Annotated in this window: 22 protein-coding genes and 1 other annotated feature; of the genes, 12 read left to right on the plus strand and 10 right to left on the minus strand. The window is 44.2% G+C overall.

The window, feature by feature from the left end; all coding sequences use genetic code 11:
• Entirely contained in the window at positions 1-933 is a 933-nt protein-coding gene (gene cyoE / locus ACN6MV_RS26455; protein WP_042130912.1) for a heme o synthase, read from the minus strand.
• Between the two features lie 241 nt (positions 934-1174).
• Here cyoE and ACN6MV_RS26460 point away from each other — a divergent pair, with 241 nt between their 5' ends.
• Complete coding sequence (locus tag ACN6MV_RS26460; RefSeq protein ID WP_042130913.1) at positions 1175-2176, plus strand: metal-dependent hydrolase; 1002 nt, start codon at positions 1175-1177, stop codon at positions 2174-2176.
• A gap of 108 nt (positions 2177-2284) precedes the next feature.
• Positions 2285-2473, plus strand: coding sequence for a hypothetical protein (locus tag ACN6MV_RS26465; RefSeq protein WP_042130914.1), 189 nt, complete (start codon positions 2285-2287; stop codon positions 2471-2473).
• A 1-nt stretch (position 2474) separates the two neighbouring features.
• Here the strand turns inward: ACN6MV_RS26465 and trpS are convergent, their stop codons facing one another.
• Positions 2475-3461: a tryptophan--tRNA ligase gene (trpS, locus tag ACN6MV_RS26470; RefSeq protein ID WP_042130915.1), complete on the minus strand. Its 987-nt coding sequence runs from the start codon at positions 3459-3461 to the stop codon at positions 2475-2477.
• Between the two features lie 61 nt (positions 3462-3522).
• Positions 3523-3762 (minus strand) — a binding site (T-box leader).
• Between the two features lie 134 nt (positions 3763-3896).
• Between trpS and ACN6MV_RS26475 the strand changes: the two genes are divergently transcribed.
• Both ACN6MV_RS26475 and ACN6MV_RS26480 read left to right on the plus strand, forming a co-directional pair.
• On the plus strand, positions 3897-4871 hold the full coding sequence (locus ACN6MV_RS26475) for an aldose 1-epimerase (RefSeq protein WP_076119513.1): 975 nt from the start codon (positions 3897-3899) through the stop codon (positions 4869-4871).
• A gap of 207 nt (positions 4872-5078) precedes the next feature.
• Entirely contained in the window at positions 5079-5309 is a 231-nt protein-coding gene (locus ACN6MV_RS26480) for an alpha/beta-type small acid-soluble spore protein (protein WP_042130917.1), read from the plus strand.
• Positions 5310-5454: 145 nt separating this feature from the next.
• On the opposite strand, the gene ACN6MV_RS26485 is transcribed toward ACN6MV_RS26480, so the two are convergent.
• Together ACN6MV_RS26485 and ACN6MV_RS26490 are read right to left on the minus strand one after the other, a co-directional pair.
• A complete protein-coding gene (locus tag ACN6MV_RS26485; protein ID WP_042130918.1) occupies positions 5455-5865 on the minus strand; it encodes a hypothetical protein in 411 nt (136 codons plus the stop codon).
• A gap of 364 nt (positions 5866-6229) precedes the next feature.
• A complete protein-coding gene (locus ACN6MV_RS26490) occupies positions 6230-8029 on the minus strand; it encodes a M3 family oligoendopeptidase (RefSeq protein WP_419885211.1) in 1800 nt (599 codons plus the stop codon).
• A 118-nt stretch (positions 8030-8147) separates the two neighbouring features.
• On the opposite strand from ACN6MV_RS26490, the gene ACN6MV_RS26495 reads away from it, so the two are divergent.
• Together ACN6MV_RS26495 and ACN6MV_RS26500 are read left to right on the plus strand one after the other, a co-directional pair.
• Positions 8148-8339 (plus strand): YycC family protein, encoded by a 192-nt coding sequence (locus ACN6MV_RS26495; RefSeq protein WP_042130920.1) that lies wholly within the window; start codon positions 8148-8150, stop codon positions 8337-8339.
• Positions 8336-8566: a hypothetical protein gene (locus ACN6MV_RS26500; RefSeq protein WP_042130921.1), complete on the plus strand. Its 231-nt coding sequence runs from the start codon at positions 8336-8338 to the stop codon at positions 8564-8566. The genes ACN6MV_RS26495 and ACN6MV_RS26500 overlap by 4 nt, the downstream gene beginning before the upstream one ends.
• A 91-nt stretch (positions 8567-8657) precedes the next feature.
• Here the strand turns inward: ACN6MV_RS26500 and ACN6MV_RS26505 are convergent, their stop codons facing one another.
• Both ACN6MV_RS26505 and ACN6MV_RS26510 read right to left on the minus strand, forming a co-directional pair.
• Complete coding sequence (locus ACN6MV_RS26505; RefSeq protein ID WP_339288034.1) at positions 8658-9368, minus strand: DUF2225 domain-containing protein; 711 nt, start codon at positions 9366-9368, stop codon at positions 8658-8660.
• 36 nt (positions 9369-9404) lie between these two features.
• On the minus strand, positions 9405-9788 hold the full coding sequence (locus ACN6MV_RS26510; protein WP_419885212.1) for a globin: 384 nt from the start codon (positions 9786-9788) through the stop codon (positions 9405-9407).
• Between the two features lie 412 nt (positions 9789-10200).
• Here ACN6MV_RS26510 and ylbJ point away from each other — a divergent pair, with 412 nt between their 5' ends.
• The 4 genes from ylbJ to ACN6MV_RS26530 all read left to right on the plus strand — a co-directional run bounded on the left by ylbJ (position 10201) and on the right by ACN6MV_RS26530 (position 15135).
• Positions 10201-11463, plus strand: coding sequence for a sporulation integral membrane protein YlbJ (gene ylbJ / locus ACN6MV_RS26515; protein WP_419885213.1), 1263 nt, complete (start codon positions 10201-10203; stop codon positions 11461-11463).
• A gap of 76 nt (positions 11464-11539) precedes the next feature.
• Entirely contained in the window at positions 11540-12343 is an 804-nt protein-coding gene (locus ACN6MV_RS26520) for an NAD kinase (protein WP_042130925.1), read from the plus strand.
• A gap of 147 nt (positions 12344-12490) precedes the next feature.
• Positions 12491-13675, plus strand: a complete 1185-nt coding sequence (locus ACN6MV_RS26525; RefSeq protein WP_419885214.1) for a copper amine oxidase N-terminal domain-containing protein — start codon at positions 12491-12493, stop codon at positions 13673-13675.
• A gap of 20 nt (positions 13676-13695) precedes the next feature.
• On the plus strand, positions 13696-15135 hold the full coding sequence (locus ACN6MV_RS26530; RefSeq protein ID WP_341115013.1) for a S41 family peptidase: 1440 nt from the start codon (positions 13696-13698) through the stop codon (positions 15133-15135).
• Positions 15136-15369: 234 nt separating this feature from the next.
• On the opposite strand, the gene ACN6MV_RS26535 is transcribed toward ACN6MV_RS26530, so the two are convergent.
• Complete coding sequence (locus tag ACN6MV_RS26535; protein WP_375103957.1) at positions 15370-16029, minus strand: YutD family protein; 660 nt, start codon at positions 16027-16029, stop codon at positions 15370-15372.
• 339 nt (positions 16030-16368) lie between these two features.
• Positions 16369-17274: a lipoyl synthase gene (gene lipA / locus ACN6MV_RS26540; RefSeq protein WP_076121202.1), complete on the minus strand. Its 906-nt coding sequence runs from the start codon at positions 17272-17274 to the stop codon at positions 16369-16371.
• A 294-nt stretch (positions 17275-17568) separates the two neighbouring features.
• On the opposite strand from lipA, the gene ACN6MV_RS26545 reads away from it, so the two are divergent.
• Positions 17569-18633 carry a M23 family metallopeptidase gene (locus tag ACN6MV_RS26545; RefSeq protein WP_042132464.1) on the plus strand — a complete coding sequence of 355 codons (1065 nt, stop codon included), beginning with the start codon at positions 17569-17571 and terminating at the stop codon, positions 18631-18633.
• A 179-nt stretch (positions 18634-18812) separates the two neighbouring features.
• Here the strand turns inward: ACN6MV_RS26545 and ACN6MV_RS26550 are convergent, their stop codons facing one another.
• On the minus strand, positions 18813-20513 hold the full coding sequence (locus tag ACN6MV_RS26550; protein WP_419885215.1) for an alpha-glycosidase: 1701 nt from the start codon (positions 20511-20513) through the stop codon (positions 18813-18815).
• Between the two features lie 121 nt (positions 20514-20634).
• On the opposite strand from ACN6MV_RS26550, the gene ACN6MV_RS26555 reads away from it, so the two are divergent.
• Complete coding sequence (locus ACN6MV_RS26555; protein WP_042130929.1) at positions 20635-21666, plus strand: LacI family DNA-binding transcriptional regulator; 1032 nt, start codon at positions 20635-20637, stop codon at positions 21664-21666.
• 377 nt (positions 21667-22043) lie between these two features.
• On the opposite strand, the gene ACN6MV_RS26560 is transcribed toward ACN6MV_RS26555, so the two are convergent.
• Complete coding sequence (locus ACN6MV_RS26560) at positions 22044-25049, minus strand: carbohydrate binding domain-containing protein (protein ID WP_419885216.1); 3006 nt, start codon at positions 25047-25049, stop codon at positions 22044-22046.
• Positions 25050-25312: the final 263 nt, after the last annotated feature.

Raw genomic sequence — 25312 nt, forward strand, 5'->3', positions numbered from 1 at the left:
TTAACCGTGAATCGTATTTAATACAAGTACGATCAAACTAACTGTCAGGTAGTTAATGGAGAAGAGGAAGTTCTTCTTCGCCCAGACTTCATCATCTTTAGCCTTAAAGCCCATCAAGGTCAATACTAACCAAGCCAAAGACAACGCTGTTGAAATGATTAGATAAAATATGCCTGCGTAATCGTAGGCGTACATTAACACTGGAATAGGCAGCAAAAGGGCTACATAAGGAATCATCTGAAATTTCGTACGCCGCGTTCCTTTAACTACAGGTAGCAATGGAAATCCTGCCGCTCTATATTCTTCTTTACGTCTTATACCCAAAGCCCAGAAGTGAGGAGGCTGCCATAAAAACAACATGGCAAAAATCAGCCAAGCACCTAGATCAACGCTTCCTGAAACCGCGACATAACCAATTACCGGAGGCATCGCTCCAGAAATTGCACCTACTGAGGTGCTCCATGTTGATGTCCGCTTCAACCAAAGCGTGTATACTACAACGTAAACGAACATGCCAACAATTCCAAACAGACCGGCAAGCATACCCGAAAAAGCAAACAGTACGATCAAACCTGCAATACCAAGCCCAATGGCGTATAATAATACAATGTTTGGTTTCAGTCGTCCTGTAGGAAGCCCCCTTTCACGGGTTCTTTCCATCTTCATGTCCAGGTCACGGTCGAAATAGTTATTAAAAACACAGGCCGAAGCCATAACCAGCATTGTTCCTAGCAGAGTTAGAACTAACCTGCCGTAATTAACATCCCAACCTGAGGCAAGCCAATATCCCGCAAAGGCCGCAATGAGGTTAGATCGGATAATACCGGGTTTTGTTACGGTAATGAAATCACGCCAGCCAGCACCTTCCGGTGGAGATTTTGCAGACATAGCTGCTGAGTCGGAAGAAGCTTGAAATGTTATATGATTGTCCACACCTAATGATCCTCCTTCTAAACGAACATCTAACGTTCTAGCCGAAGCATTTAAAACTTCGCTGTTAACTTTATCATAACAAACCCGTGAAGACTTTGACAGTCATGGGGCAGTAAGTTCATGAATTCGACAATTACGTGACAATAATTATTTTATATTTATTGCAATCCCCTTAATAACCTGAGCTGTATTTGGGTAATTATTAATAGAGAACTTCCGAACAACAAAGGAGAACTGACCAATGGATACTGCTACACATTTAGTTATGGGCCTAGGCTTAGCTGGGCTTTCCTTCGTTGATCCCATCGTTGCTTCTGATCCGAAACTGGCCGGAGCTGTTATGCTGGCAACGGTTCTCGCCTCTCAGGCTCCTGATGCTGATACTGCGCTGCGACTGAAGGACAATGCATTGTATATTCGTAACCACCGAGGAATCACACATTCCCTACCCTTTCTAATTCTATGGCCCGCCCTGATTTCCTTCGTGTTAGGGCCCTTATTCGGCTTTACTGATTTACAAGCCCTAAGCCATATTGCGCTATGGAGCTTCATTGGTGTAGGTGTTCACGTATTTTCTGATCTATTTAATACCTATGGCACTCAGGCTGCTCGTCCATTCACGGAGAAATGGATTGCCTGGAACATCATCCATATTTTTGATCCGTTTATATTTGGTAGCCATATCGCTGCCATCCTTCTCTGGATCACCGGTATCGTTCCACCGCAACCTTTATTTATTACGCTTTATGCCTGTACTATTCTTTATTATATTTGGAGAACCGTCGTTCACGCTCGCCTTACGCGTAATATCAAGCTTAAGGATTTACATCATAATGTCGGCGAACGTTATATTGTAATCCCTACAATTTCACTAAAGCGCTGGAACGTAGTAAAAGTAAAACAAGATGGCAGCTATAATGTTGGGCAGTTAGTGAATAACCGTCTGGAATGGTTCAAACATGCTGTTTGCTCGAATCATCCCGCTGTAGAGATATCCAAGTCGCACCCTGATATTCAGTCTTTTCTATACTTCACCTCTTATGCAGTAGCCGAAGTGGAGGAACTTCCTTCAGGATATATGGTGCGCTGGGGGGACGTGCGTTATTTACACCGCAAACAATACCCATTTGTGGCTGTATTAGTGATGGACAATCAATATCGACCTTTAAATACGTATGTAGGTTGGCTTAGCAGCGAGAAGCTCGACAAACGATTTTCCATTGATCCCGGTTCTTTACGATGAAACTGTAGACTTACGCAGAGATCTATTCTATAATCACAAAAAATCCCGGAGTATGGTTATCATACTCCGGGATTCATTTTAGTAGACATAGAAAGGAAGGCTCTCCTAATGGGTAAAGGACTTTCACTTTGGTTCGCTTGTTCTTCTATTCTTATTCTTACAGCCGCTTCAATCGCGATCAGTTATAGCTTTTGGTTGGCACTTCTGCTCGGGTTTCTCTGTGTTATGAATATTGGCTGGGGATTTATCCTCAAAGCCAAGATCAGACGCAAACAGGAAAGCCTAAGCGCTGATTAGATTAACGAGCTGGCAGAAATCCCATCCGCTCTTTAACTCCATTCAGCGTCTCTGTTGCAACAATACGTGCGCGACCAGCTCCTTCAGCAAGAATATCTGTGATCGCACCCGAGCTACGAATTTCATTATATCTTTGTTGTAAAGGCTCAAGCGTGGATACAACCACTTCAGCAAGATCCTTCTTAAAGCCGCCATACATTTGTCCTTCATAACGATCGGCAATTTGCTGAAGTGTCATTCCAGAACACTCAGAATAAATACTCATCAAATTACTGATTTCTGGCTTATTAGCCGGATCAAAGATCACTTCACGTCCAGAATCAGTCGTTGCACGGCTGATTTTTTTACGAATTACGTCCGCTGAATCTAACAGAGCAATATAGCTTCCAGCGTTTGGATTGCTCTTGCTCATTTTTTTGGTGCCATCATCTAGAGACATAATACGTGCGCCAACCTCTGGGATGTATGGCTCAGGAATGGTAAAGAATTCGCCAAAACGATTATTGAAGCGCCCAGCTAAATCACGAGTCAACTCCAAATGCTGCTTCTGATCTTCTCCTACCGGCACAAGATCCGCATTATAAACTAGAATATCTGCTGCCATCAGGGAAGGATAGACGAAAAGACCAGCGCCGACAGAATCCTTACCTGATGATTTATCTTTAAACTGGGTCATACGCTCCAGCTCGCCCATCGCTGTAAGTGTCGTCATAATCCAGCCTAGTTCAGCGTGCTGCGGCACATGCGACTGCATATAAACATTAGAACGTGCAGGATCAATTCCTGCTGCAATAAATAGAGCCGCTACAGACTCTGATTGCTCACGTAGCGCCGCTGGATCTTGAGCTACAGTGATCGCATGCATATCGACAACCATAAAGAAACATTGATGATCATCTTGCAGCTTCACAAAATTTTTCAGTGCTCCTATATAGTTCCCCAGTGTAAGTGAACCGCTCGGCTGAATGCCTGACATTACTTTTTTCATAATAGAGACCTCCGTTTGATGTAATTTCTAAGTTTCCGAGAACGCAAAAAAAGCCTCATCCGCAAGGGACGTGAGACCGTGGTGCCACCCTTATTCGCTGCTTAATCTTGTTAGGACAAGAAGAAAACAGCCTTCGTCTTCCGTTAACGGAGAAGATCCGGCCGGTCTACTAGGGCATCTAGCTCCCGTTCAAGCTCGGCGCTCAGGGGTCCATTCATCAGGAGTGTCCTACCGGTTCGCATCAACCACCGGCTTTCTGAAGGTACAATACCTGCCTACTTATCCCCGTCATCACATTATCATCATGAATTAATGCCTTCATCATAGAACCATAAAGAGAAGTTGTCAAATCACTTAACCACTACGGTATAAATCTGTTATGATAAGGTTATCCATGTTCTATTCGATTACAGTTACGATAAAGGAGCATATCTCATGAAACAGGTGACCAAAGGGCAGTGGGGCGGTTATGATACTTATATTTTGCACAGCCGTGAACTGGAAGTCACGCTTTTGCCGCGACTAGGAAATAACGTGATTTCATTGTTTGATGTAAAGAAACAACGGGAAATTCTACGGCGGCCTGATGAAAGCGATCAAGCTTTCTTTATGCAAAAACCTTACCATTTTGGCATGCCGCTATTAATTCCACCCGGAAGAATTCGTAAGGGCCAATTTCAGTTCGACGGTACAAGTTATCAATTTGACCAGAATACCGCTAATGACAATCATATTCATGGTCTACACCGAACTCAGGCCTGGTGTGTCAGCGATATTGAAGAAGATGAAGATGGTTGCGCGGTCACTACTGAATTCCGAACGGAAGATGATCCACATTGGATGGAACAATTCCCTATCCCACTTAAATTCGAAATGACATTTAGGCTTCAGGAAGCCCGATTTACCCAAACTTTAAAGGTTACAAATCTCGGAGATCATCGAATTCCTTTTGGGATCGGTTATCACACCTGGTTTATGATTGATGGAGAACCTGAGCGCTGGAATCTTAAGCTCCCAGTAAATAGTATTTATGAACTGAACGATGAATTGCTCCCTAGCGGCAATCTAATTCCACTTGGTGATCTGGAAGCCTTGAACACCGGAATGAACATGCAGGGAACTAATTTTGATACTGCTCTTCGCATTGGAGAAAAACAGCCTGTAGAAGCCCTATTATTACGCGATGATGGTTATGGCCTCCGTTATACCGCTGACGAGAATCTATTCCGTCACTGGGTGCTATATACCAAAGGACCAGCAGATCAATTTCTGTGCATTGAACCCTATACATGGCTCGCAAATGCACCGAATGTATCCGATGACGCTTCCTTCACAGGCCTCTTAACGATAGAACCCGGACAGAGTCAGAATCTGACCACCTTGCTGGAAATGATTTATCCTGAGATTTAAAGCAGATATACATTATATCGGTCTTGCCTTGCGATTACGTAAGGAAAGACCGATTTTTTTGTATGATACCTAGCAACAAAGAATTTCTATCCTATCCTCACTTTTATTTCACTAATAATTACCAGCCTTAAAACCTTTCGAAGGAATGCATGAATTAACCTCTTAGCGCTCATACTATCTTCACAACGGGCGAAGGAGGTGACACACATGGGTCAAGCAGGTCAAGGTCGTAGCAGCCGTTCCAATAACCTGGTCGTTCCTCAAGCAACTGCGGCATTGCAACAGTTGAAATATGAAGCAGCACAGGAGCTTGGAGTAACGATCCCAGCTGACGGTTATTACGGGAACTACACTTCTCGCGAAACTGGTTCTCTGGGCGGTTACATCACTAAACGTCTAGTACAACTGGCAGAACAACAACTGTCCGGTCGTCAGTAACAACGTTATCTTAAGTGTTTTATCCGGCTAGGGCATATTAAAAAAGCCTAAAACCGAGTAGCTTTTGAGCCCTCTCACACTTCTTTCTGAAGCTGTGGGAGGGTTTTTGATTTTCACAATTATTGAAATTTTATGTAAATAACGCTTAACCAAAAAATTGTTCGGAACTTTCAGCGTAGGCATTACGAGGAGAACGAATCATCAAGTTGGCCATATTGTAATTGGACTCCAGCGTAGCATCTACAATCACCATACCCTGTCTAATGGCAAATTCATAAGAAATCTCACCATGTGTCCAACGACGCTTGTACTTCAGGCTTTCCAGCGCCATTAGTCGAAAAGAAGATTGCTGTCCATCTGTCATCCCTTCTTTCACATCAGTGAACCCCCCACTCCGCCCAGAAAGAGGATTATGCCGTATACCGAATTTGCCAATCATGTTATTTCGTATTTGCACAAATACCGTACCAGAAGTTAATCCTGATAATTCTTCCTGAAGCTCCTTAAATACCATGTCCATCTGTCTTGCTAATGATAGCTGTTCTGTCTTAAGCATACTTTTCCTCCTAAAAGTTTTGTGAGACTTTGTTTCATCCGAATTGACTTCGTACAAAACTGTTTTTGTAAGCGTTTTCTCTGTTTTGTGAGCTAGCTGAGTGATTTTTCTAGTTTCGCCTTATATAAGGCTTAAGACTCATTATAGGTTACTAATAAAAGGTAAACAACATTATTCGGCAAAATTGGGTTATTATCCCTATAGATGCGCGAAATCCATAGAATTATTGTATATTAGTTTTTATAAACCGTGTTTTTTCGACATTTTGCCCTTAAAAAAAGCCCCTGCATCAGGGGCTTTTGCGTATTCATACTGAAATTCTGTTGTTTTTTCTACCGTAAAATATGTCTTAGTTTAGACTTTTTCAAACTAAGTGCTCCGTCATTTCCAAGAACTCATTAATGTCAGCTACAATCAGATCTGTAGCACCTTGCCAGAAGTCCGGCTTCGTCAGATCCACACCCAGATGCTTAAGTACCAGATTCTCTAAAGTCATCACACCAGTATCTTGCAGCAGGCTATCGTATTTATCCGCAAAGGAAGCTCCTTCTTGCAGGGCCAGTCGATACAAGCCTGTGCTGAACATGTAACCTACGGTGTAAGGGAAGTTATAGAACGGCACATCCGTGATATAAAAATGCAGTTTAGAAGCCCAGAAATGAGGATGGTATTCTGAAAGCACCCCACAGAAAGCTTCCTTCTGTGCTTCCACCATCAATTCAGACAGCTCTTCAGCATTTACAAGGCCTTCCTTACGTTTCTCATAAAAACGAGTCTCGAACAAGAACCGAGCGTGAATGTTCATAAAGAAAGCAACGCTGTTCTGAATCTTCGTTTCAAGCAGCGCCAGCTTCTCTTCAGCATTGCTAGCGGCTTTAACCTGAGCATCAGACACAATGACCTCTGCGAAGGTTGAAGCAGTCTCTGCAACGTTCATAGCGTAGTTCTGATTAAAGACAGGTTGATCATCCAGCAAATAAGAATGATAAGCATGTCCCAGCTCATGCGCCAAGGTTGAAACATTGGAAGTTGTGCCGCTATAGGTCATGAATATCCGTGATTCCTTGCTCTCAGGGAAGGATGTACAGAATCCTCCAGGACGTTTCCCCGGACGATCCTCAACCTCGATCCAGTTGTTATCAAAAGCACGCTCTGCAAACTCGGCCATCTTCGGACTAAATTTGCGGAACTGGGTAACGATATCTTTAGCAGCCTGATCATATGGGATTTTACCTGAAGATTTGCCCACAGGTGCTTCGACATCTACCCACGAGAGAGCATCCAGCCCAAGCAGCTTTGCTTTACGCTGAAGATAGCCTACGAGTGCAGGCTTGCTATTCGTAATCACGTCCCACATCGAATTCAAAGTATCTTGTGACATACGATTGATGCTCAGCGGATCTTTCAGAATATCTTCCCAACCTCTTCCTTTATAAAGCTTCAGACGGAAGCCTGCTAAGTGATTCAAGGTATCCGCACAGTTATCTGCTGCTTCGGTCCATGCTTCTTCCCATTTGCGGAACATGGATTGACGTACTTTCGGATCTGGATCATCCAGCTTGTTAAAAGCTTGACCTGCAGAGAGTAGCTTGGTTCCTTCTTCATCCTCAAACGGGATTTTAATCGAGCTCACAATCGTATCATAGTGCCCGCTCCATCCATGATATCCGTCAACAGCTAGTTCCAGCGCTAAGCTTTCCAGCTCTGGGCTCATCTTTTCACGGGCCAAATCACGGCTCTCGCTCAGCACGAACGTTAAAGGAGCAATCTCCGGACGAGCCATCCATTCTGCCCATACCTTGTCCGTAGTCTGACGAAGCACATTACTGAATTGTGAACTGATGCCTTCGAAACCAGCACGCATACTTGTCACTCGGGCCGCCAGTCTTACTGCACCTTTGTCCATTTGATTCTGAGCGCCCAGACAGTCTGCGAAGGAAGATACCTCCACTAGTCTTCCTGAACAGCTCTGAAGTAGTTCTATAACCTCGTCCAGCGCCTTGGTAGACTCAACATCCGTTGGAGCTACAGCATTCTTCACCAGACCCTGTAAGGCTGCAATATCTTGCTCAAGATTCTTTAAAAAGCTTTCTAACTCAGAAGACGACGATCCTCCAGGAAATATGGAATCAAGTTCCCAAGTCAGTGATAATGGTTGTTTCATCTGTACTCACCATTCCTTTGCTCTCATTTGGTTTTCTTTGTAATTGACTTAACACCATGGTAAAGTGAATAACGATACCGGAACATTCATAGCCGATAAACTTTAGGAGGGCATCCATATGAAGCCACTACAAATTTCACCGGAAACAGCCATTACGTTATCCAAGCAACTAGGCGTTCCACTGGAACACTTGATGCATATGCCCCAACATATTTTGCTACAAAAAATAGCTGAGCTATCCAAAAAGCAGAATTCACCGCAAGCTGAGGATGGAAATGAAGAGTCTCCTTCCGGGAAGGATTCACAATGATTCCCTTTAGTCATACCTGGCCTTATGACATTATTTTAGGCGATATGTATGTGCAGTACTGCCCTTTTTGCAACTCGGAGAATGTCCTTCTTCCTATGAAGCCAAAAGAATTGCAAATCGTTCGTGACGGCAAGAAAAAACTGCTTGTCTTCCCATGTTGCAGCGCCAGCCCCACAGTTGTAGATAACGACGGAGATTACCTCCTATTCGATCGGGCAGTTCGATAAATAAAAGGTCATCTGAATTCCAATATTAACATTTTTATAAAGCGCAGACGAGAGCATTACTCTCTTCTGCGCTTTTTGTTGTTCGTAAACTTTAAGAACCTGAAGGCAATCCATCGGCATCAACATCTACGGCTTCACCGCGCATTTGTTCTCTTAGCACAACCCACTGCTCTCTGGCAGCCCGAATCATCGCAGCATCCATAATCTTCTGATCATTAATCAGACGGGAGAACCACATTACAGCCACAGAGAACTCTCCGATGCGCCGATTAAGCTCACCAATCAGATACATGAGCCGGGCATCATTACCGCCTATTCCATCTTTTTCATACACCTTCACATATTCATCTAATGAATAACGCAAAAAGCGTTGTTCTTGCTCTGTATTCCCTTGATATCGATACAACCAAGCAATGTGATGCAGTAGACTTGCAATAATCCGATCCTTATCGTTAATGCTTTGAGCGCATAGAAGTGCAAGTTTATAGGTCTCAAGTGCAGCTTCCCAGCTTCGTTTATCCCCAAAGTCACGGCTCTTCCAGCGTTTTCCTACCTGTTCATTAAATGCCTTTCGCTGCAACTCCGTCAGCTTGTCCGCTGAATTTTCTGTAGAGGCAAACCCGCAACTCGGGCAGACGCGTACAACATAATAATCGGGATTCTCGTTTTTGTAATATGCACAAAAATCAGCATCGCGGCGAATAGCCTTTTTCAGACTAGGACGTACGCGAGAGGTTGAGAATTCATGTTCACAATTGCAACATTTGACCTTAATAGAATATAGGGGTATTAAGTCTGGCAAGTACTCTCATTCCTTTCAGGATCAACCTGTCCCTTATTATTCCTGGGGCATGTTAACAAAATGATGTGCGGGACCCGCAAGGCGACTAAGCACGAAGGAACGCAGCGGCTCTTCTACACCAGTCTCCACAAGCGCCTCTTTCATGCACTGCAGCCATTCTTCAGCACGTTCTGGAGTAATGGGAATATGCATATGCCTTGCTCTCATCATGGGATGTCCATATAATTCTGAATACAGTGGGCCACCGCCAAAAAACTGTGTTAGGAATTGATACTGCTTCTCCAGAACAGGAGAAATGTCTTCGGGAAATAACGGACCCAGCTGCGGATGAAGCTGTACTTTGGCGTAGAACACTTCCACCAAACGATGTAATGCCTCAGCTCCCCCTAAGTTCTCATATATACTCTCATTTGGATTCATTGAGGTTACCAGCTTTCTTCCATATTAATGAAACGTTTCTTAATTTATTATACCAAAAAAAAGCACTGCCCGGATATCCGTCGAAAGTGCCCCTAAACGGCAGAAAAAAGACGCTAAACTTTAGTTTAGCGTCTGGAGATTATTGTCAGTAGGTCCGAAATTCTTCATCACCTGCAGGGACGAGAGAGACCCGGATCACATATACAAAAGCACAAACGAGAACTCCGGCTACAACGCTCATCGCCATCACTCCATCCCATTTATTCTTGTAACAGAGGGTGCATTCCTTATTTACATAATATCATAACTCAAGCGAAAAAGCACAGATTTATGTAACCGCTTCCTTTATTTTTTTTGTGCTGTTTGTCCTTCTTTTCGCATACATCTAACCATAGATCAGGAGGCGTTAATTATGACTTTAAAAAAGATTGGCGGCCCACTGCTGGGATTAACATTGGCGGGCTGTATGCTGCTAATGCTGTTTCATCCGGAGGCGTCCCTTGGCGCAGCCTTACGTGGCTTGGCCATTTGGTGGGATGTGTTATTCCCCTCCCTATTTCCATTCTTCGTCATTTCCGAAATCATGCTGGGCTTAGGGATTGTTCATCTCTTTGGCGCTTTGCTTGATCCGTTGATGCGTCCTCTTTTTGGTATACCAGGTAGCGGTGGGTTTGTCGCTGCAATGGGATATGTATCAGGATATCCTGTTGGCGCTAAATTAACCGCTAAGCTGCGGGAACAGAATCTGATTAGCAGAGTGGAAGGGGAAAGATTAGTCGCTTTCACAACCTCATCCGATCCAATCTTTCTGTTGGGTGCAGTGTCCGTCGGATTTTTTCGAGATGCATCATTGGGGCTCATCCTAGCTCTCGCCCACTACGGGAGCGGTTTGATTGTTGGCTTGCTAATGTCGTTCCATGGACGCAAAGAACAGAGATCCCCATCTCAAGACCCATCCACAACTAGTTCTGCCGCCCCCTCTGCTCCATCCAAAAAAGGTTTTGGAAGAATCCATGCAGCACTACTTGCCATGGAGGAAGCTCGGCGCAAAGATGGGCGAAGCTTCGGGGAGCTATTAAGAGGTGCCATCCAGTCCTCACTAAAGCTTATTATTGTCGTAGGTGGTTTGGTTGTATTCTTCAATGTACTAATGGAACTGCTTGCCCGCGCAGGAATTCTATCCTCACTCTTTAGCTTGACCGGACATCTTATTTCCCTTGTGGGTGGTCCCCCCGAACTGGCCCAGGCTCTGATCAGCGGATTCTTCGAAGTTACTATCGGTGCCCGTTCTGCGGGTGAAGCTGCTTCTTCCATCCCGCTTCAGTTCAAGGTTGCCGCAGCTGCTTTCATCCTCTCTTGGGGCGGTTTATCTGTACATGCCCAGGTAGCCAGTATCCTGAATGGCACCGGAATTCGGTATCTGCCATTTATGACTGCACGTCTAATTCACGCCTTCCTCGCATCAGGACTCGTATTGCTGCTCTGGAACCCTGTAATGGACACAGGGCTGTCTACTGCATGGGTATCATTGCCTGCCTCTATTGCCTTTACACCTTCTGCCACGGGGATCACTGCAAGCATCGCTCTGCTGAGCCTTTTATTAAGTGCTGCGATTTTAGTCTCCCTGCTTCTCCCAGCTTTCACTGCAATGATTCGTTGGATACGGCGAAGTTGATTAACATATTGTGTTCCGGGTCAAGATTGATTATGATCGGTGTATGACTGAAATATACAAAAGGAGCCTGTACATCTTGAGATATTATGTTCTGGACCGCGGTGATGAACTATCAATCAAACTTGCCGAGCAGTTTCACAAGCTGGCGGCGGAGCGGGACCTGCAACTGGATGCCGAGTCTCCCGAAATCGTCATCTCTATTGGCGGAGACGGCACAATGCTGCACGCTTTTCATACTTTTATCGATCAAGTTCCCAATTTAGCCTTCGTAGGTGTCCACACAGGGCACTTAGGCTTCTATGCGGACTGGCAAGCGGAAGAGCTGCCCACCTTAATCGACTATATGTGCGGAACCGAGGATTCTGAGCCACAGAAACCCCGAATCGTAAAATATCCGTTACTTGAGCTGGAAATTCACAAGAAATCCGGTTCTTCGTCCCACATAGCCCTAAATGAATTTACCCTTAAAGGGGTGGATGGAACTATAATGATTCAAGTTGACATCAATGATGTCACCTTCGAAATGTTCCGAGGTGATGGACTATGTATTTCAACTCCCTCTGGTAGCACGGCCTATAACAAAAGCCTTGGGGGAGCCATGGTTCACCCATCTATAGAGGCGCTGCAGATTGCCGAAATCGCCTCCATTAACAACCGTGTATTCCGAACAATGGGATCGCCATTGCTTCTGCCGAAGCATCATCATTGCGATATTCTTTCATGTAAAGATCAGCGTTTACTACTGACGATAGATCATAACAATATCCCGGTAGACGACCTGATTTCAGTACGCTGCCAAGTATCGGACAAGAAAGTCAGTTTCGCCAGGTACCGTCCTTTCCCATTCTGGAACCGTGTCCGTGAAGCCTTTTTGGTTTAAGAATTTAACATTTTTTTGTGGCTGGAGATATCCGTATCTCCGGCTCTTTTGTGTGACAAAACTAACACCATTTGATAGACAGAGAGAGAAGTCAAATGGTATAATGAGGCTATTTTACAAAGAGTTACATAAAAGGAGAGAGTACTGTTGAAAAGATTATTATCCCTCTTTAGCATAAGTCTACTGGCCCTTATACTAGCGGTCCCGGCTTTTGCAGCTTCAAAACCGATTGACGTGTATATTAACGGGAGTAAGGTTTCCTTCACCGCTGGATCTCCATACTTAGCGAACAATTCTGTACTCGTACCTTTCCGGGTCGTCTTTGAGAAGCTTGGACTTCAAGTTCTCTGGGATGCCAAGACTGGAACCGTAACAGGTAAAAGTTCAAATCTTGCAATTACCCTCAAGATTGGCAGCAACCGCGCAACTGTTAACGGAACCGTTAAAAAATTAACGACCGCACCAGTCTCATCAGCTGGCACTACATACATCCCTTTGCGTTTTATCGCTGAGGCAACAGGAGGCACAGCCGTCTGGAATTCCACCAGTAGAAGTGTACAGATTACTACTCCTGTCTCCAAAGATAAGGACGAAGCAGCCATTACAGCATTAATCCGTTTATCTAATCAGTATTTTAATGAAGAAAAAGCGACTAGCTACTACTCCCTTATAGATTCGGATTCCTCTTACGCGGAATCAGTGGCAGAGCTCAATGAATCTTTTAAAGCTTTTGACATAAAGAATACTATTGATAGTTTGGAAATCCTCGACCTTAAAGCTGACGAAGCCACTGTGTATACGCTTGAAAGTTCTCGCAGAACAGGTGGGGCTTATACTCCAGATACAGAGGATGAATACGTATATACCCTGGTCCGCAAGAATGGAAGCTGGAAGATATCATCCGTGGAATCCCAAAGCTCGACCATTCTCCTTACTCGTGAACAAGCCCTAAAAACAGCAGCCAACATCCCTCAAAATGATGCCGATGCTATTAAAGGAACTATTACCAAGTATTATCAAGCAATGAACGAAGAGAATCTTACAGCAGTTCTTTCCACGATGACTTCATATGGTGAAGAATATGATTCTTCTCTCAAGGCAGATTTGGATGATTTCTTCACTTCGTACGATATTACCTATACTCCAGGCATTTCAAATGTCTATTTTTACAGTGCCAAAGAAGCAGCGATATATGTAGAAAGCAAAGACAAGGAAGCTAGTGAAGAGGAGACTTATGAGCAGGGCCTTATCTACATTCTATCCAAGTCGGATACCGGTGTATGGACAATCGATAACACATATAACGTCTACAATAAACTTGTGAAATCCTAATAAAAAGGGTGTTTGATTCCATGAAATCGAAAAAAGTAATAAGCGCACTGTTAACCAGCTGTCTGGCTTTATCTATTACATTTGCTCCTGTAGCCTCTGCTGCAGATGCCGTTCAAGCTTCTACAGACAACAGTGATCTTATTAATGAAGTAATGAAGCTATTAGAGAACTATAACCTTTCAGATGTAGATAAGAATACTTTGATTCGCGGAGCCATTGACGGCATGGTGAACACACTGGACGATCCATACAGCCAATACTTCAATTCCGAGGAAGCGGCGCAATTTGAACATGCGGTTGATCTCGAATACGTTGGCATCGGTGTTAAATTACAATATACGCCGACAGAGCTCTACATTGAAGAAATTTCTCCAGGTTCTCCTGCAGAAAAGGCAGGCTTGAAACGCGGAGATACGATTCTCAAAATTAACGGAATCCCCGTTGACGAAACGGATGATACCGAACTCAGTGGAGCCGCAGGCACCAAGGTCACCTTATTGATTCTCAGAAATGGCGTCTCTAAAAATTATGTTGTCACCCGAAATGAATTAAATTCGACTTCCGTTTTTGGAACCCTCATTGGACCGAAGATTGCTTATATTTCGCTCAGTGGTTTCACCCAGAATTCTGATGAAGAATTCGCTGCTATGCTGAAGAAGATGCGTGCAGCAGGAATGAAATCCATGGTGTTAGATTTACGTGATAACTTGGGTGGCTATATGGATTCGGCATACAACATTGCCTCTAGCTTTATGGATAAAGGCATTATGATGTATACCTCTGATCAAAGTGGCGCATTAACTCCTGTAACGATTACTAGTGGCAGCAAAATCGGTGTACCCGTCGTAATTCTAACCAACGAATATACTGCAAGTGCATCTGAAGCTCTTACTGGGGCCCTGCGTGACAACAAGCTGGCAACTGTCGTAGGCACTCGCTCTTACGGCAAAGCGCGTATTCAAAGCCTAATTAAGGTGTCTAATGGCGACATGCTGAAATTAACCACGCAGAAATATCTGACCCCTAAGAAAGAAGACTTTAATCATATCGGTCTTACACCGGATATTGAGGTTAAAGGCAAAACCGCACAGCTGATTACCGCCCTGCAGATTGCTGGAATGAAGACTTTAGAAGTCACCGGAGATCATCACATCTTAAATATCAATGGCGTTCCTTTTGCTGGTAATGTCGGTCTTGTGAAGCAGGGCGATAAAACTTATGCTTCTTCGCTTGTGCTGGCTGCACTTATCGAGGGTGAGGTCACATGGGATGCCAAGAATAAAAAGGTCATCGTAAAGAGCGGAGCAGGCAATTCCACTGGCTTTACGATTTCCTCCAAAGAGGCGCTATCCCAGAATGGTGAGACCTACATTGAATTAAATGCCTTTAAGAAGAAGTTCCCCGCACTCGTGTGGAGTTACAATGCTACACAGAAGCAATTGAAATTATCTGTAAAATAATCCATAACGATATGAAAAGGCAGCAATTCTCCAGAGATGGAGGGTTGCTGCCTTTATTGTTGTACAATATCCATTTCAAAAAAGCAAAAAACGCCTTCGGCGTCCCAATGGACGGTAGTCGTTTATGCGAGAAATAAAAGGATAATGTATAGTGGAAACTTATACGTTATCCCTATATTTAGAAAAAAGCTGTCTCACTCGTAGAAGTTCTCTACTTATGGTCAGCTTTCATCTTTAAGATTCTGAATTCTCTACGTTTTGTGCATTTTGGTTATTTTGAGACTTCTGTGTGTTTTGTGTGTTTTGTGTGTTTTGCGGCTTTTGAGATTGACCTTGTGGTGGTCTGCTTTGAAATTCCTTTTTGGACTTCTTCCCCTGCGAATCTTTACCCCGGTGATTTCGGCTTTGATGTTCTCTTAAAGGTCTTTCCTTAGCAGAAGTCATCTCTTTAAATGCAGCAGATGAATTCGAACCTGGCTTAGATGACGTTTCTTTGGAGGAGAACTCTTTATCTATAACCGCTCCATCATGATCCTCGGCTTCTAGCTCCGAATCTTCTTCCTCACTCGGTTCTGGTATTTCTTTGATTAGAATATCCTTGAACATGCCTTCTTGTGGTACCTCTTTTAATTTATGCAACACAAAATATGCGCAGCCAAAATTGCAATATTCATTAATATAATCGACCATGCCAGAAATCGCTGTATCCCGATTCACCTTAGGGTGGTTATCTCGGTAAAAGCCTTTCAAGCGCAGCTGACTGTAACCCCAGTCACCAATAATATAGTCGTATCTTTCCAGCACTTCGCTATATCTTCCGCGAAACGCCTCCGGATTCCAACCATCCTTATGATCTAACATAAGTTCGTAGCCTTTTCCGCCTATAACGATCAAACTTTTTGCCGCCTGCCTTTCGAAGGAAAGTATTTTCGTTGATTATGCCGTCATTTCCGAGAAATATTGGGCTTTCGGTCGCTGTTGTTGATTAATTTCTTTTATTTGAACCGCATCAGCGGTTGAAATAAATCAACAGTGTATGCTTACGATGCTAGCTTTCCTTCGGAAAGCTTTCAGGCAAACGCTAACGCTCCTGCAGCTCCAACATTTCTCTCCAATGACTCAAATCAACGTTTTTTTATGTGTAACCTATGGGCTGAGTGTTTCAGAACGCTATCGCTCCTTCAACCCTCTTCTTAATAACCTTTTTGTGACTTTGTCACTATTTCAAAAAAATTAACTAGAAGAAACTGCGCGTTCCTCACGAGCTTGAGCGGCAGATTTTACCTGCTCATGCGCACGATAAGAGCTGCGAACAAGCGGGGCTGATTCCACATGGCTGAAGCCACGCTTTAGCCCCTCTTCCTTGAGCAGTGCGAATTCCTCCGGTGGATAATATTTCTCCACATTTAAATGCTTTGGAGAAGGCTGTAAGTATTGTCCTAAAGTCAATATATCACAATTTACGGCTCGTAAATCATCCATTGCTTGTAAAATTTCATCCCACTCTTCACCGACTCCAAGCATAATGCTTGATTTGGTAGGAATGTCCGGCTTCATTTCCTTGGCTCTACGCAGTAGTTCCAACGAACGGCGATACTTCGCTTTAGCCCGCACACGGTCTGACATCCGTTCCACCGTCTCAATATTATGGTTAAGAATGTCTGGATTACTGTTCATGACAATCTCTAGACTATTTCGTTCTCCCAGGAAATCTGGAATCAATACTTCAACACTACATAACGGAAGGCGTTTACGAATTGCCGCTACCGTTTCAGCAAAAATCTGGGCGCCACCATCCGCAAGATCATCACGGGCTACACTGGTCACCACGCAATGGCGAAGGTTCATTCCCTCTGCAGCTTCTGCTACACGTTCAGGCTCCTGAAGGTCCAGCTCTGTCGGCAGCCCTGTATTCACAGCGCAGAAACGGCATGCGCGAGTACATATATCACCAAGAATCATAAAGGTAGCCGTTCGATTGGCCCAGCATTCATAAATGTTCGGACATCTAGCTTCTTCACATACGGTATGTAAAGTTTTAGAACGCATCATGCTCTTGATTTCCTGATAGTTATCACCGGTAGTTAGCTTGATTCTAATCCAATCCGGCTTAGGCTGCTTTGCTGTTTTGTTCGTCAAAATAATAAACCCCGCTTCCTCCTGAATGTGATGCTGCAGATGAAAGATGCTGCCTCATATTATACCATGTGCGCTTTACAATTGCCTGTTTTTGTGAAATATGCAGGGCATATCAACTTCGATTCCGGCAGAGTATTTACTGGTACCTTTAGACAAGAACGGATAAAAAGTAGCTTTTTGCTTCAATCTATAATAAAAGCTTTATCCGAAGTGCCTACATTCAATTCTACGCCCGGACAAAAGGAGGCTGTTATCTTGCTGGCCCTATTTAAGAATACTAATAACCGGAGAACGATGTTGTGTCTGTCCGCGGCCGCTATCCTTTGGGGTGGTTTAGGCCTTCCCGTTCCGGCAGCTGCAGTACAGGCTACAGTCCAACCGGTGGAAAGCAGCGGCGATCCCGTTAATGCTAGCAAGGAATCCATCTGGACTGCACGTAGAGGGATTTATGATCAAATGAGTGCAGCCACTGGAATTCCTTGGTTTAGATTCGCCGCCATTGATCAATATGAACGCACCATCGCCAAAAAAGGGTCCTCGGACAAGCCCGTCACTAACCGTCTTACAGGAATCATGATTCCAGCACCCGTATGGTCCGGCCCACTCAACCCGGATCAAGAGGATACTTCCCCGGAATCCATTACCTTCTTTAACGGCTTTGGACGTGATGGCTCAGGAGACGGAATCGCTGATCCAAAGAATGATGCTGATGTTCTTTATAGTATGGCTAAACACTTACAGAAATATGGTGATTCAGCTAGTGATTTCAGTATCGGTATTTGGGAGTATTATCACAATGGCCGTGCCTCTCAGCGCATAGCTCAGTTCGCCAAGCTCTATGAGCATTTTGGGCGGCTTGACCTGTCAGGTAATGCTTTTCCGCTTCCCTTAAGTAATTCCTATTCTTACCGTAGCACTTGGGGAACTGGAAGAAGCTGGGGGGGAGCACGCATCCACGAGGGGACTGACCTCTTTGCACCACAAGGCATGCCGGTACGCAGCACCTGCTTTGGCTTAGTGGAAACTAAAGGCTGGAACCGCTATGGTGGCTGGCGAATTGGAATTCGCGATATCGAAAATCGTTACCATTATTACGCTCACTTATCCGGATACAACAAATCCATTTCACGTGGAGATATTGTCTCACCGGGGGAAATCATTGGCTGGGTAGGCAGCTCAGGCTACGGTAATCCAGGAACACAAGGGAAATTCCCGCCACATCTACATTTTGGTATCTACCGTGACCGTGGGATTACTGAATGGGCTTTTGACCCTTTTCCGTTGTTAAAACAATGGGAAAATCAGGAGTATAGAGACCTAAAGAACAAAAATAAAAAAAGTGCCACACACAAGGAATAACGCCTTCAGCGTCCCTAAAGGACGGTAGGCGTTATTCGAGAAATATAAGGATAATGTATAGCGTGAAGCTTATACTTTCTTATATTTTTATATAGAAACGGCTTCGACATCCTTTTGAGGTGACATCCGTTTCTTAATGAACAATAAGGCCCCTTCTTTGGAAGAGGCCTTATACTATTTTAATACAACATTAAACAGCCAAACGGTTCAATGCTCACTGTAAGCTTGTTAGTATTTTTAAAAGTAGCTCCTGACAATAGATCAGTTAACACATTTTTATCCGAACGATATGCACTAAGCTCAAGCTCAAACGCATTTGGAGAATTATTGATAATTAACCCTATTTTCTCTTGACCCACACCCCGGATATAACCGAGGACATTACGAACTTCATCTGTGAACCAAGGACGGAACGTGCCTCTTCTTAGAATATCACAGCTTTTTCTTAAAAAAATCAGTTCTTGATACCATTTCAAAAGCGCTGTATCCTGAGTTTGCTCTTGCCATACCATAGCTTTTCTACAGTGAGGGTCCGTAGCTCCTTCCATTCCAACCTCATCCCCATAATAGATCATCGGAATACCGATATAGGTCATCTGAAAAAAAACTGCCAACCTCATTCGTTGAATTGCGGTACCCACCCGATCCCAGCCACGTCCCCCTTCCTTACATGCTGTAAGAAAGCGAAGTGTATCATGACTGCCAAGCAACTGAAACATAGCTGAATTCGCCTGGTCATTATACAACGCCTCCTGATGGAGTAATTGCTCCATAAAGCGATCTGGCCCCGTTGTCTGCTCTGCAAAAAATTCAAGCACGGCATCCCGAAGAACATAATTCATGCCACCATCAAATTGATCTCCTCTAAGCCAAGGCCCAGAAGCATGCATGATCTCTCCGATGAGTAGGATTTCAGGATATTCAGACTTGAGCTCTTGCCGGAAGCGAGACCAAAAAGCCGGGTTGACCTCGTTCGCTACATCTAAACGCCAGCCGTCGATCTCTGTTTCACGAATCCAATACTTAGCAACATTAATCATATAATCAGCCGTCTCGGGATGATCCATATTCAGCTTTGGCATATGCGCTTCAGCTTTGGCGAATGTCTCATAATTCGGTGCGGGCGTCTGTACAACTGGATAGGAACGAATAAAGAACCAGTCTTTATACAGGGACTGCTCGCCTTTTTCCATTACATCCTTAAAAGCAAAAAATTGATCTCCCGAGTGATTAAACACAGCATCTAGAATGACCTTAATTCCATGACGATGCGCCTCACTGACCAGCGCCTTTAATCCGTCTGTATCCCCAAATGCAGGGTCGATTTTATAGTAGTCAGAGGTGTTATATTTATGCTCTGAAGGAGACTCAAATACAGGCGTCATGTAAATAGTATTTACACCAAGTTGCTGCAGATAGGGTATTTTGTCCGAAATGCCCTTTAGAGTTCCACCATTATAGCTATTAGGATAAATTTGATAGGTCACCGCATCCTTACTCCATGAAGGTAACTTCAAAGCCTCAGAACGGTGAAGGTATGCATATTGAAAAGAGCCTGCACGCTCCCGATTCTCCGACGCCACCCTCTCTCCATACCAAACATACTGCCCTGCTGCATTCGCTATATGAAATAGATATCTGCATCTTCTAGTGCTAGTGTGAATTATTGCTTCATGAATATCATAAATACCAGCCGACCCAATCCGCTCCATCTGCAAAGGAACTTCTTGTCCCGGAGAATCATAACGATCCGAGTGGATTACGGTACAGGATAATTGCTGTCCAGCTTGCGTAAATAGTCTGAGCTTAAGGGTCCCTGTACCTACAGGGTAGGCAAATGGATCTTCACTTGTATGATATATAAACCATGATTGAGGCATAACTTATAAACTCCTTCTATACTTTTATCGTTCTATCTATCGGTTCATTCATCATTAGAGAGACTGCTAAATTTGTGTTATTATGGTTACAAATACCGTTTTCAAGTTATGAGGGACGACGATGAAAGTAACAATCTCTGATATTGCCAAAGCAGCCAATGTGGCCAAATCGACTGTATCTAAAGTACTAAATGATTCCCCGAAAATATCACAGGAAACGAAACACAAGGTACGAGAGATTATGAAGCAAATGAACTACACACCTAGCAGTATCGCTACTGGATTAGCCAGACAAAGCAGCTACAATATTGGCCTACTGGTCGATATGTCTAAAGAAAGTGAGTTTCTAAACCAATTTTTTTACAACATTATTGGTGGAATCGAGAGCGTAATTGCACCTTTAAAATACGAGCTGACCATTTCCAACGTGCAACATAGCAGTCCAGAAGGCCATTTTCTAAATAGGCTTGTGTTTAGTAAACGTGTCGACGGAATTATTGCCAACAATTCTGTACTGACAGAAGCACTATCTGAAGAACTGAATCGACTGGAGTTTCCTTACATCTCCATTGGAGAGATTATAGCCCCCGGAAGCTGGGTTGATTTTGATAATGAAGCAGGCGGCAGCATGCTGACGGAGCATCTCGTAGAACAGGGTTATTCAAAAATAGCCTTCATAGGCGGACAGCAGCAGGAAAAAATTTATACCCATCGCCTAGGTGGATACTTAAGAGCGTTACAGCAGACAGACCTTACCGTTCACCAGAAATGGATCATCAACTGCAAGGCTGATGAACATGACAGCTATCATGCTGCGCTTGAGCTTCTGCAGCGTGAGGAACGGCCAGACTCTGTAGTGTGTATGAACAGCTATGTAGCCTTTGGGGTGCTTCAAGCCGCAAAAGCACTCGGAATTGATGTTCCATCAGAACTCGGCATCGCCGCTTTCGATGAATATCCGCTCTCCCGTTATACAACACCTCCTTTAACTTCCCTTAATATTGATACGTTCAAGCTGGGTGTATCTTCAGGCCAGCTGCTGATGGAGCGCATTCGGAGCAATGATATGCCCCACAAGCATTCGCTACTAGAGCCAGAACTAATCCCTCGTGAATCAACGATGAGAATCAAATTCTCTGGAGGTACTTCGTAATTATTCTGCTTAGAGAGAATGAATCGATGGATTAAACTCGTTCGAGACCGAATCACCGGAACTTAATGCAATACAATTGAATTTAATGGGACTTGAATAGGGTTGATTGCATTTGATGCAATAGAATTCGTTGTAAAACGGATCAGATTCAATTCTATTGCACTATGTGCAGTCAACTCTCAGTAAATCGTCTAAAAACAGCGATCCACCTGAATTTTATTGCACATAGTACAGTAGATTCATTCTTCCAGTTCTAATAGAGAGATTCTATTGCACTATTTGCAATGAAAGAGCTTCATCTGCTTACTAAGGAGCGGCTCCCGTGAGGGGCCGCTCCTTAGCTTGTGAAAGGTATTATGATTCAGTTGACTAGCAGCTTATAGATCTTTCCAACGCTGCACGGTTAGATTCACTGTTTGTGCGCCGCCTGCAGGAGTAAGTGCTCGGTTGGAAATGTCCGAGCCGTTCGAGTTTACCTCCACATTAGTCCAAGCGCCCCGCGTAAACTTATATTGCACCGCTGTTCCTGCTGGCAAGCTCAGCGTGATGGAGTATACCCCATCACTACCTTTGGTCAGTTGATAAGCTGGATCCGCCGCATTCCAGCTGTTGAAGGTACCGGTGAGGTACACAGGTCCGCTCGCCGGAGTAGACGCTGGAACATTTACACGGAACGTCACACTGTCTGCTTGAGGTTCCCCTGCGCTGATACTTCCGTTCACCAGACTCCAGGTTCCAGCAGCAAAATGATAATTACTGCTGCCATTGTTATCCCATGTACCACTGCCATTATTAAAGGCTGCGGTCAGCCCGGCTGCAGTGCCTAGCTGAATTGTGATCGACTTGTATCCTGGGAAAGAAGAAGCTTGAAGCTGTTCACCAGGTGCCGTCGTCCAGACTGTCGCTCCATCTAGCTTGTAATGAATGTACGAGCTGCTATATGCCGTATTCTTATAATAGATCGTTGCGGTGTTACCAGTCGGTGTTGCCGTTGGCGTTGGAGTGACTGTCGGTGTCGGCGTTGGTGTCACTGTTGGTGTTGGTGTTACCGTTGGTGTCGGCGTTGGTGTTGGTGTTGGTGTCGGTGTTACCGTTGGTGTTGGTGTTGGTGTTGGCGTTGGTGTTGGTGTCGGTGTTGGTGTTGGCGTTGGTGTTGGCGTTACTGGTCCACCCGACGTGATACTTCCAGTCGGCGTATAAGTCCAGGTTCCTGTACCGAATAGATAGTTGCTGCCCCCGTTACTGTCCCATGTGCCACTGCCGTTGTTAAAGCATGCTTCAAGCTGGCTGGCGGAGCCGATATTAATCGTTATTTTGTTGTATCCGGCTACATCAGATACAGGTATAGCCACACCCGGAGATGTCGTCCATGTACCTCCTACTGGGCGATAATGAATATAAGGCGAGGTATAACCTTGCTTATAGTAAATCGTGACACTATTCCCTGCCGGTGTTGTAATAGACGCAATCGCACTAAGAAGAGATAGATTGCCTGCGGCATCAAATGCTTTTACCGTGTAGTTATAGGTAGTGCTAGCGGATAAACCATTATCCGTATAGGAAGTAGTTGCCGTTGTGCCTACCTTGACACCGTTACGATAAACTTCATATCCAGTTACGCCCACATTATCGGTAGAAGCTGTCCAGCTGATCAAAGCGCTAGATGCATTCTGAACCGTTGCGGTTACGTTGGTTGGAGTAGTTGGAGGAACTGTTTCTGATGGTTGTTGTTGTTTCGCATAGATTTTGGCTGAATTGGCACCTACAGTTACAGTAATTTGCTTTCCAGTTACTCCGCCTGATTGTACAGTCACTGTATCTGCAGTATTCAATTGGTTATATAAAACTGTACCTACGGTTAATGAGCTCTCAGCGCGCAATGGAATAGTTACTGTTTGCGCACCGTTTGATTGATTACTGAATACGGAGATTGCTTCTTGGCCTTGATTCGTTCCAGTGTCGATGCGGCGTGAGAAGGCATATAAGTTCTGTGCAGCCCACATTTCACGTTGTGTACCTGTACGTAGTGCTGGGTTATTTTTACGAATCTCATTAAGTTTGGCTACGTGCTTGTAGGTGCTGGCATTTTCATTAAAATAGTTCTCAATCACGTTTCCGCTTGCATCCCGTTTCACCATAGACCAGCGGTTCCAAGTATCAGCAATACCACCCGTCATAATCTGACTGTTGCCATTGCCTTTGTTCTGCTCTGTTCCTTGGAAGACAACCGGTGTTCCACGAACTGTAAAAATAAAGGTTAAAGCATTCTGCAGCTTATCAACGCTTCCACCAGCTTCCGTTAGAAAACGATTGCGGTCATGATTGTCGATAAAGGTTACCATGTGATTGGCATTCCCGTTGTAGTAGGAATCCTGTGCCAAGGTGCTTTTGATATTGGACTCAAAAGACTGTCCATAAGCAAAGCTGTTAAGCACGGAGAAGAACATTGGGAAATCGAGCATGCCCCATTCCTTGTTGTTTCCAACCCAACGTGAAACAAATTCAGCATTTCCGTCGAAATTCTCGCCAAAGGTATTAACACCCAGATAATTTTGTAGTTCACCAATATCTGTTGGCTTCATCAGCTTGGCAGCATCCACACGCGCACCGTCAGCGCCCGTATAATCAAACCAGCCTTTGATTGAATCGAATATCGCCTGCTTAGCCGCAGGAACATCGAAATCAATGTCATCTAACCCGCCCAAATCATGATTCTCTAAGTAATCCTGTGCCCACTGATCATATCTCCCATCCGCTAGAGACCAGTTAATATCTCCATTATGGTGGTACCATGCTGGATTATTGAACGGAGCTACCGGCTGCAATGATGGGATATCATAATAGGCTTGGGTACCAAGCATATAATCGCCTACGTGGTTTGGCACAACGTCAATTACTACTTTGATGCCAAGTGCATGTGCGGAATCCACAAGCTCCTTCAGCTTCTCCTTAGTACCGAAGTACGGATTGGCAGCGTTAGGGTTCTTAACGTTGTATCCGTGATAGGCTGTATTTTTACCGGTACCGTTGTTTTCCCGATTAGTCATCTGTGGCTCAGCCACTGGGGAAATCCAGATCGCGGTATAACCCATATTTTTAATATATGATAGCTTGTCGATAATCCCCTGCCAGTCTCCGCCTTTCATATAACGGAAATCTTCCTCAGAGTTTTCTCCATAGCGAATTGCCGCACCAGTAGCATTGTTGGAAGTGTCTCCATCATTAAATCGGTCAACCATAATCTGATAAATCGTGTCATTCTCATTAATTGTGCCGATGCTGGCCGCTTCAGCCTTTTGCGGTGTTAAGACAAACAAGTTAATCACGGTAGAAAGAAGAATAGATGTAATTAGAACGGGTACATACCATAACCTACGTTTCATTGCGTGCATCTCCCTCTCTTATTAAAGCGTATTCATAACACTCTAAAACCTACAACCTTGATTAAAACCAAGCCCGCCCAGTGATGTCTCTAATGTTTTTAACGTCTTTAACACAAAAAACAAATAATTTTAGGGAAACCGGTTTCCCAACTAAAAATTACCATGATTGTGAATACGTTGTCAAGCTATAAAAATTTAAATTTCACAAGAAAAAGAGCCTCCTTAATCGGGGCTCTTTAGGATTAATTATTCATGTTTTATGC

The organism is Paenibacillus sp. B-A-8, from assembly GCF_048572915.1.
Classification (GTDB): domain Bacteria; phylum Bacillota; class Bacilli; order Paenibacillales; family Paenibacillaceae; genus Paenibacillus_AQ.

What these genes read in the sequence shown, in the direction of transcription:
- ACN6MV_RS26480 (WP_042130917.1), top strand. Translation starts at nt 5,079, where the DNA reads ATGGGTCAAGCAGGTCAAGGTCGTAGCAGCCGTTCCAATAACCTGGTC.
- ACN6MV_RS26500 (WP_042130921.1), top strand. Translation starts at nt 8,336, where the DNA reads ATGATTCCCTTTAGTCATACCTGGCCTTATGACATTATTTTAGGCGAT.
- ACN6MV_RS26530 (WP_341115013.1), top strand. Translation starts at nt 13,696, where the DNA reads ATGAAATCGAAAAAAGTAATAAGCGCACTGTTAACCAGCTGTCTGGCT.
- ACN6MV_RS26555 (WP_042130929.1), top strand. Translation starts at nt 20,635, where the DNA reads ATGAAAGTAACAATCTCTGATATTGCCAAAGCAGCCAATGTGGCCAAA.
- ACN6MV_RS26485 (WP_042130918.1), bottom strand. Translation starts at nt 5,865, where the DNA reads ATGCTTAAGACAGAACAGCTATCATTAGCAAGACAGATGGACATGGTA.
- ACN6MV_RS26465 (WP_042130914.1), top strand. Translation starts at nt 2,285, where the DNA reads ATGGGTAAAGGACTTTCACTTTGGTTCGCTTGTTCTTCTATTCTTATT.
- ACN6MV_RS26460 (WP_042130913.1), top strand. Translation starts at nt 1,175, where the DNA reads ATGGATACTGCTACACATTTAGTTATGGGCCTAGGCTTAGCTGGGCTT.
- ACN6MV_RS26475 (WP_076119513.1), top strand. Translation starts at nt 3,897, where the DNA reads ATGAAACAGGTGACCAAAGGGCAGTGGGGCGGTTATGATACTTATATT.
- ACN6MV_RS26560 (WP_419885216.1), bottom strand. Translation starts at nt 25,049, where the DNA reads ATGAAACGTAGGTTATGGTATGTACCCGTTCTAATTACATCTATTCTT.
- ACN6MV_RS26550 (WP_419885215.1), bottom strand. Translation starts at nt 20,513, where the DNA reads ATGCCTCAATCATGGTTTATATATCATACAAGTGAAGATCCATTTGCC.
- ACN6MV_RS26490 (WP_419885211.1), bottom strand. Translation starts at nt 8,029, where the DNA reads ATGAAACAACCATTATCACTGACTTGGGAACTTGATTCCATATTTCCT.
- ACN6MV_RS26495 (WP_042130920.1), top strand. Translation starts at nt 8,148, where the DNA reads ATGAAGCCACTACAAATTTCACCGGAAACAGCCATTACGTTATCCAAG.
- ylbJ (WP_419885213.1), top strand. Translation starts at nt 10,201, where the DNA reads ATGACTTTAAAAAAGATTGGCGGCCCACTGCTGGGATTAACATTGGCG.
- ACN6MV_RS26510 (WP_419885212.1), bottom strand. Translation starts at nt 9,788, where the DNA reads ATGAATCCAAATGAGAGTATATATGAGAACTTAGGGGGAGCTGAGGCA.
- trpS (WP_042130915.1), bottom strand. Translation starts at nt 3,461, where the DNA reads ATGAAAAAAGTAATGTCAGGCATTCAGCCGAGCGGTTCACTTACACTG.
- ACN6MV_RS26545 (WP_042132464.1), top strand. Translation starts at nt 17,569, where the DNA reads ATGTTGTGTCTGTCCGCGGCCGCTATCCTTTGGGGTGGTTTAGGCCTT.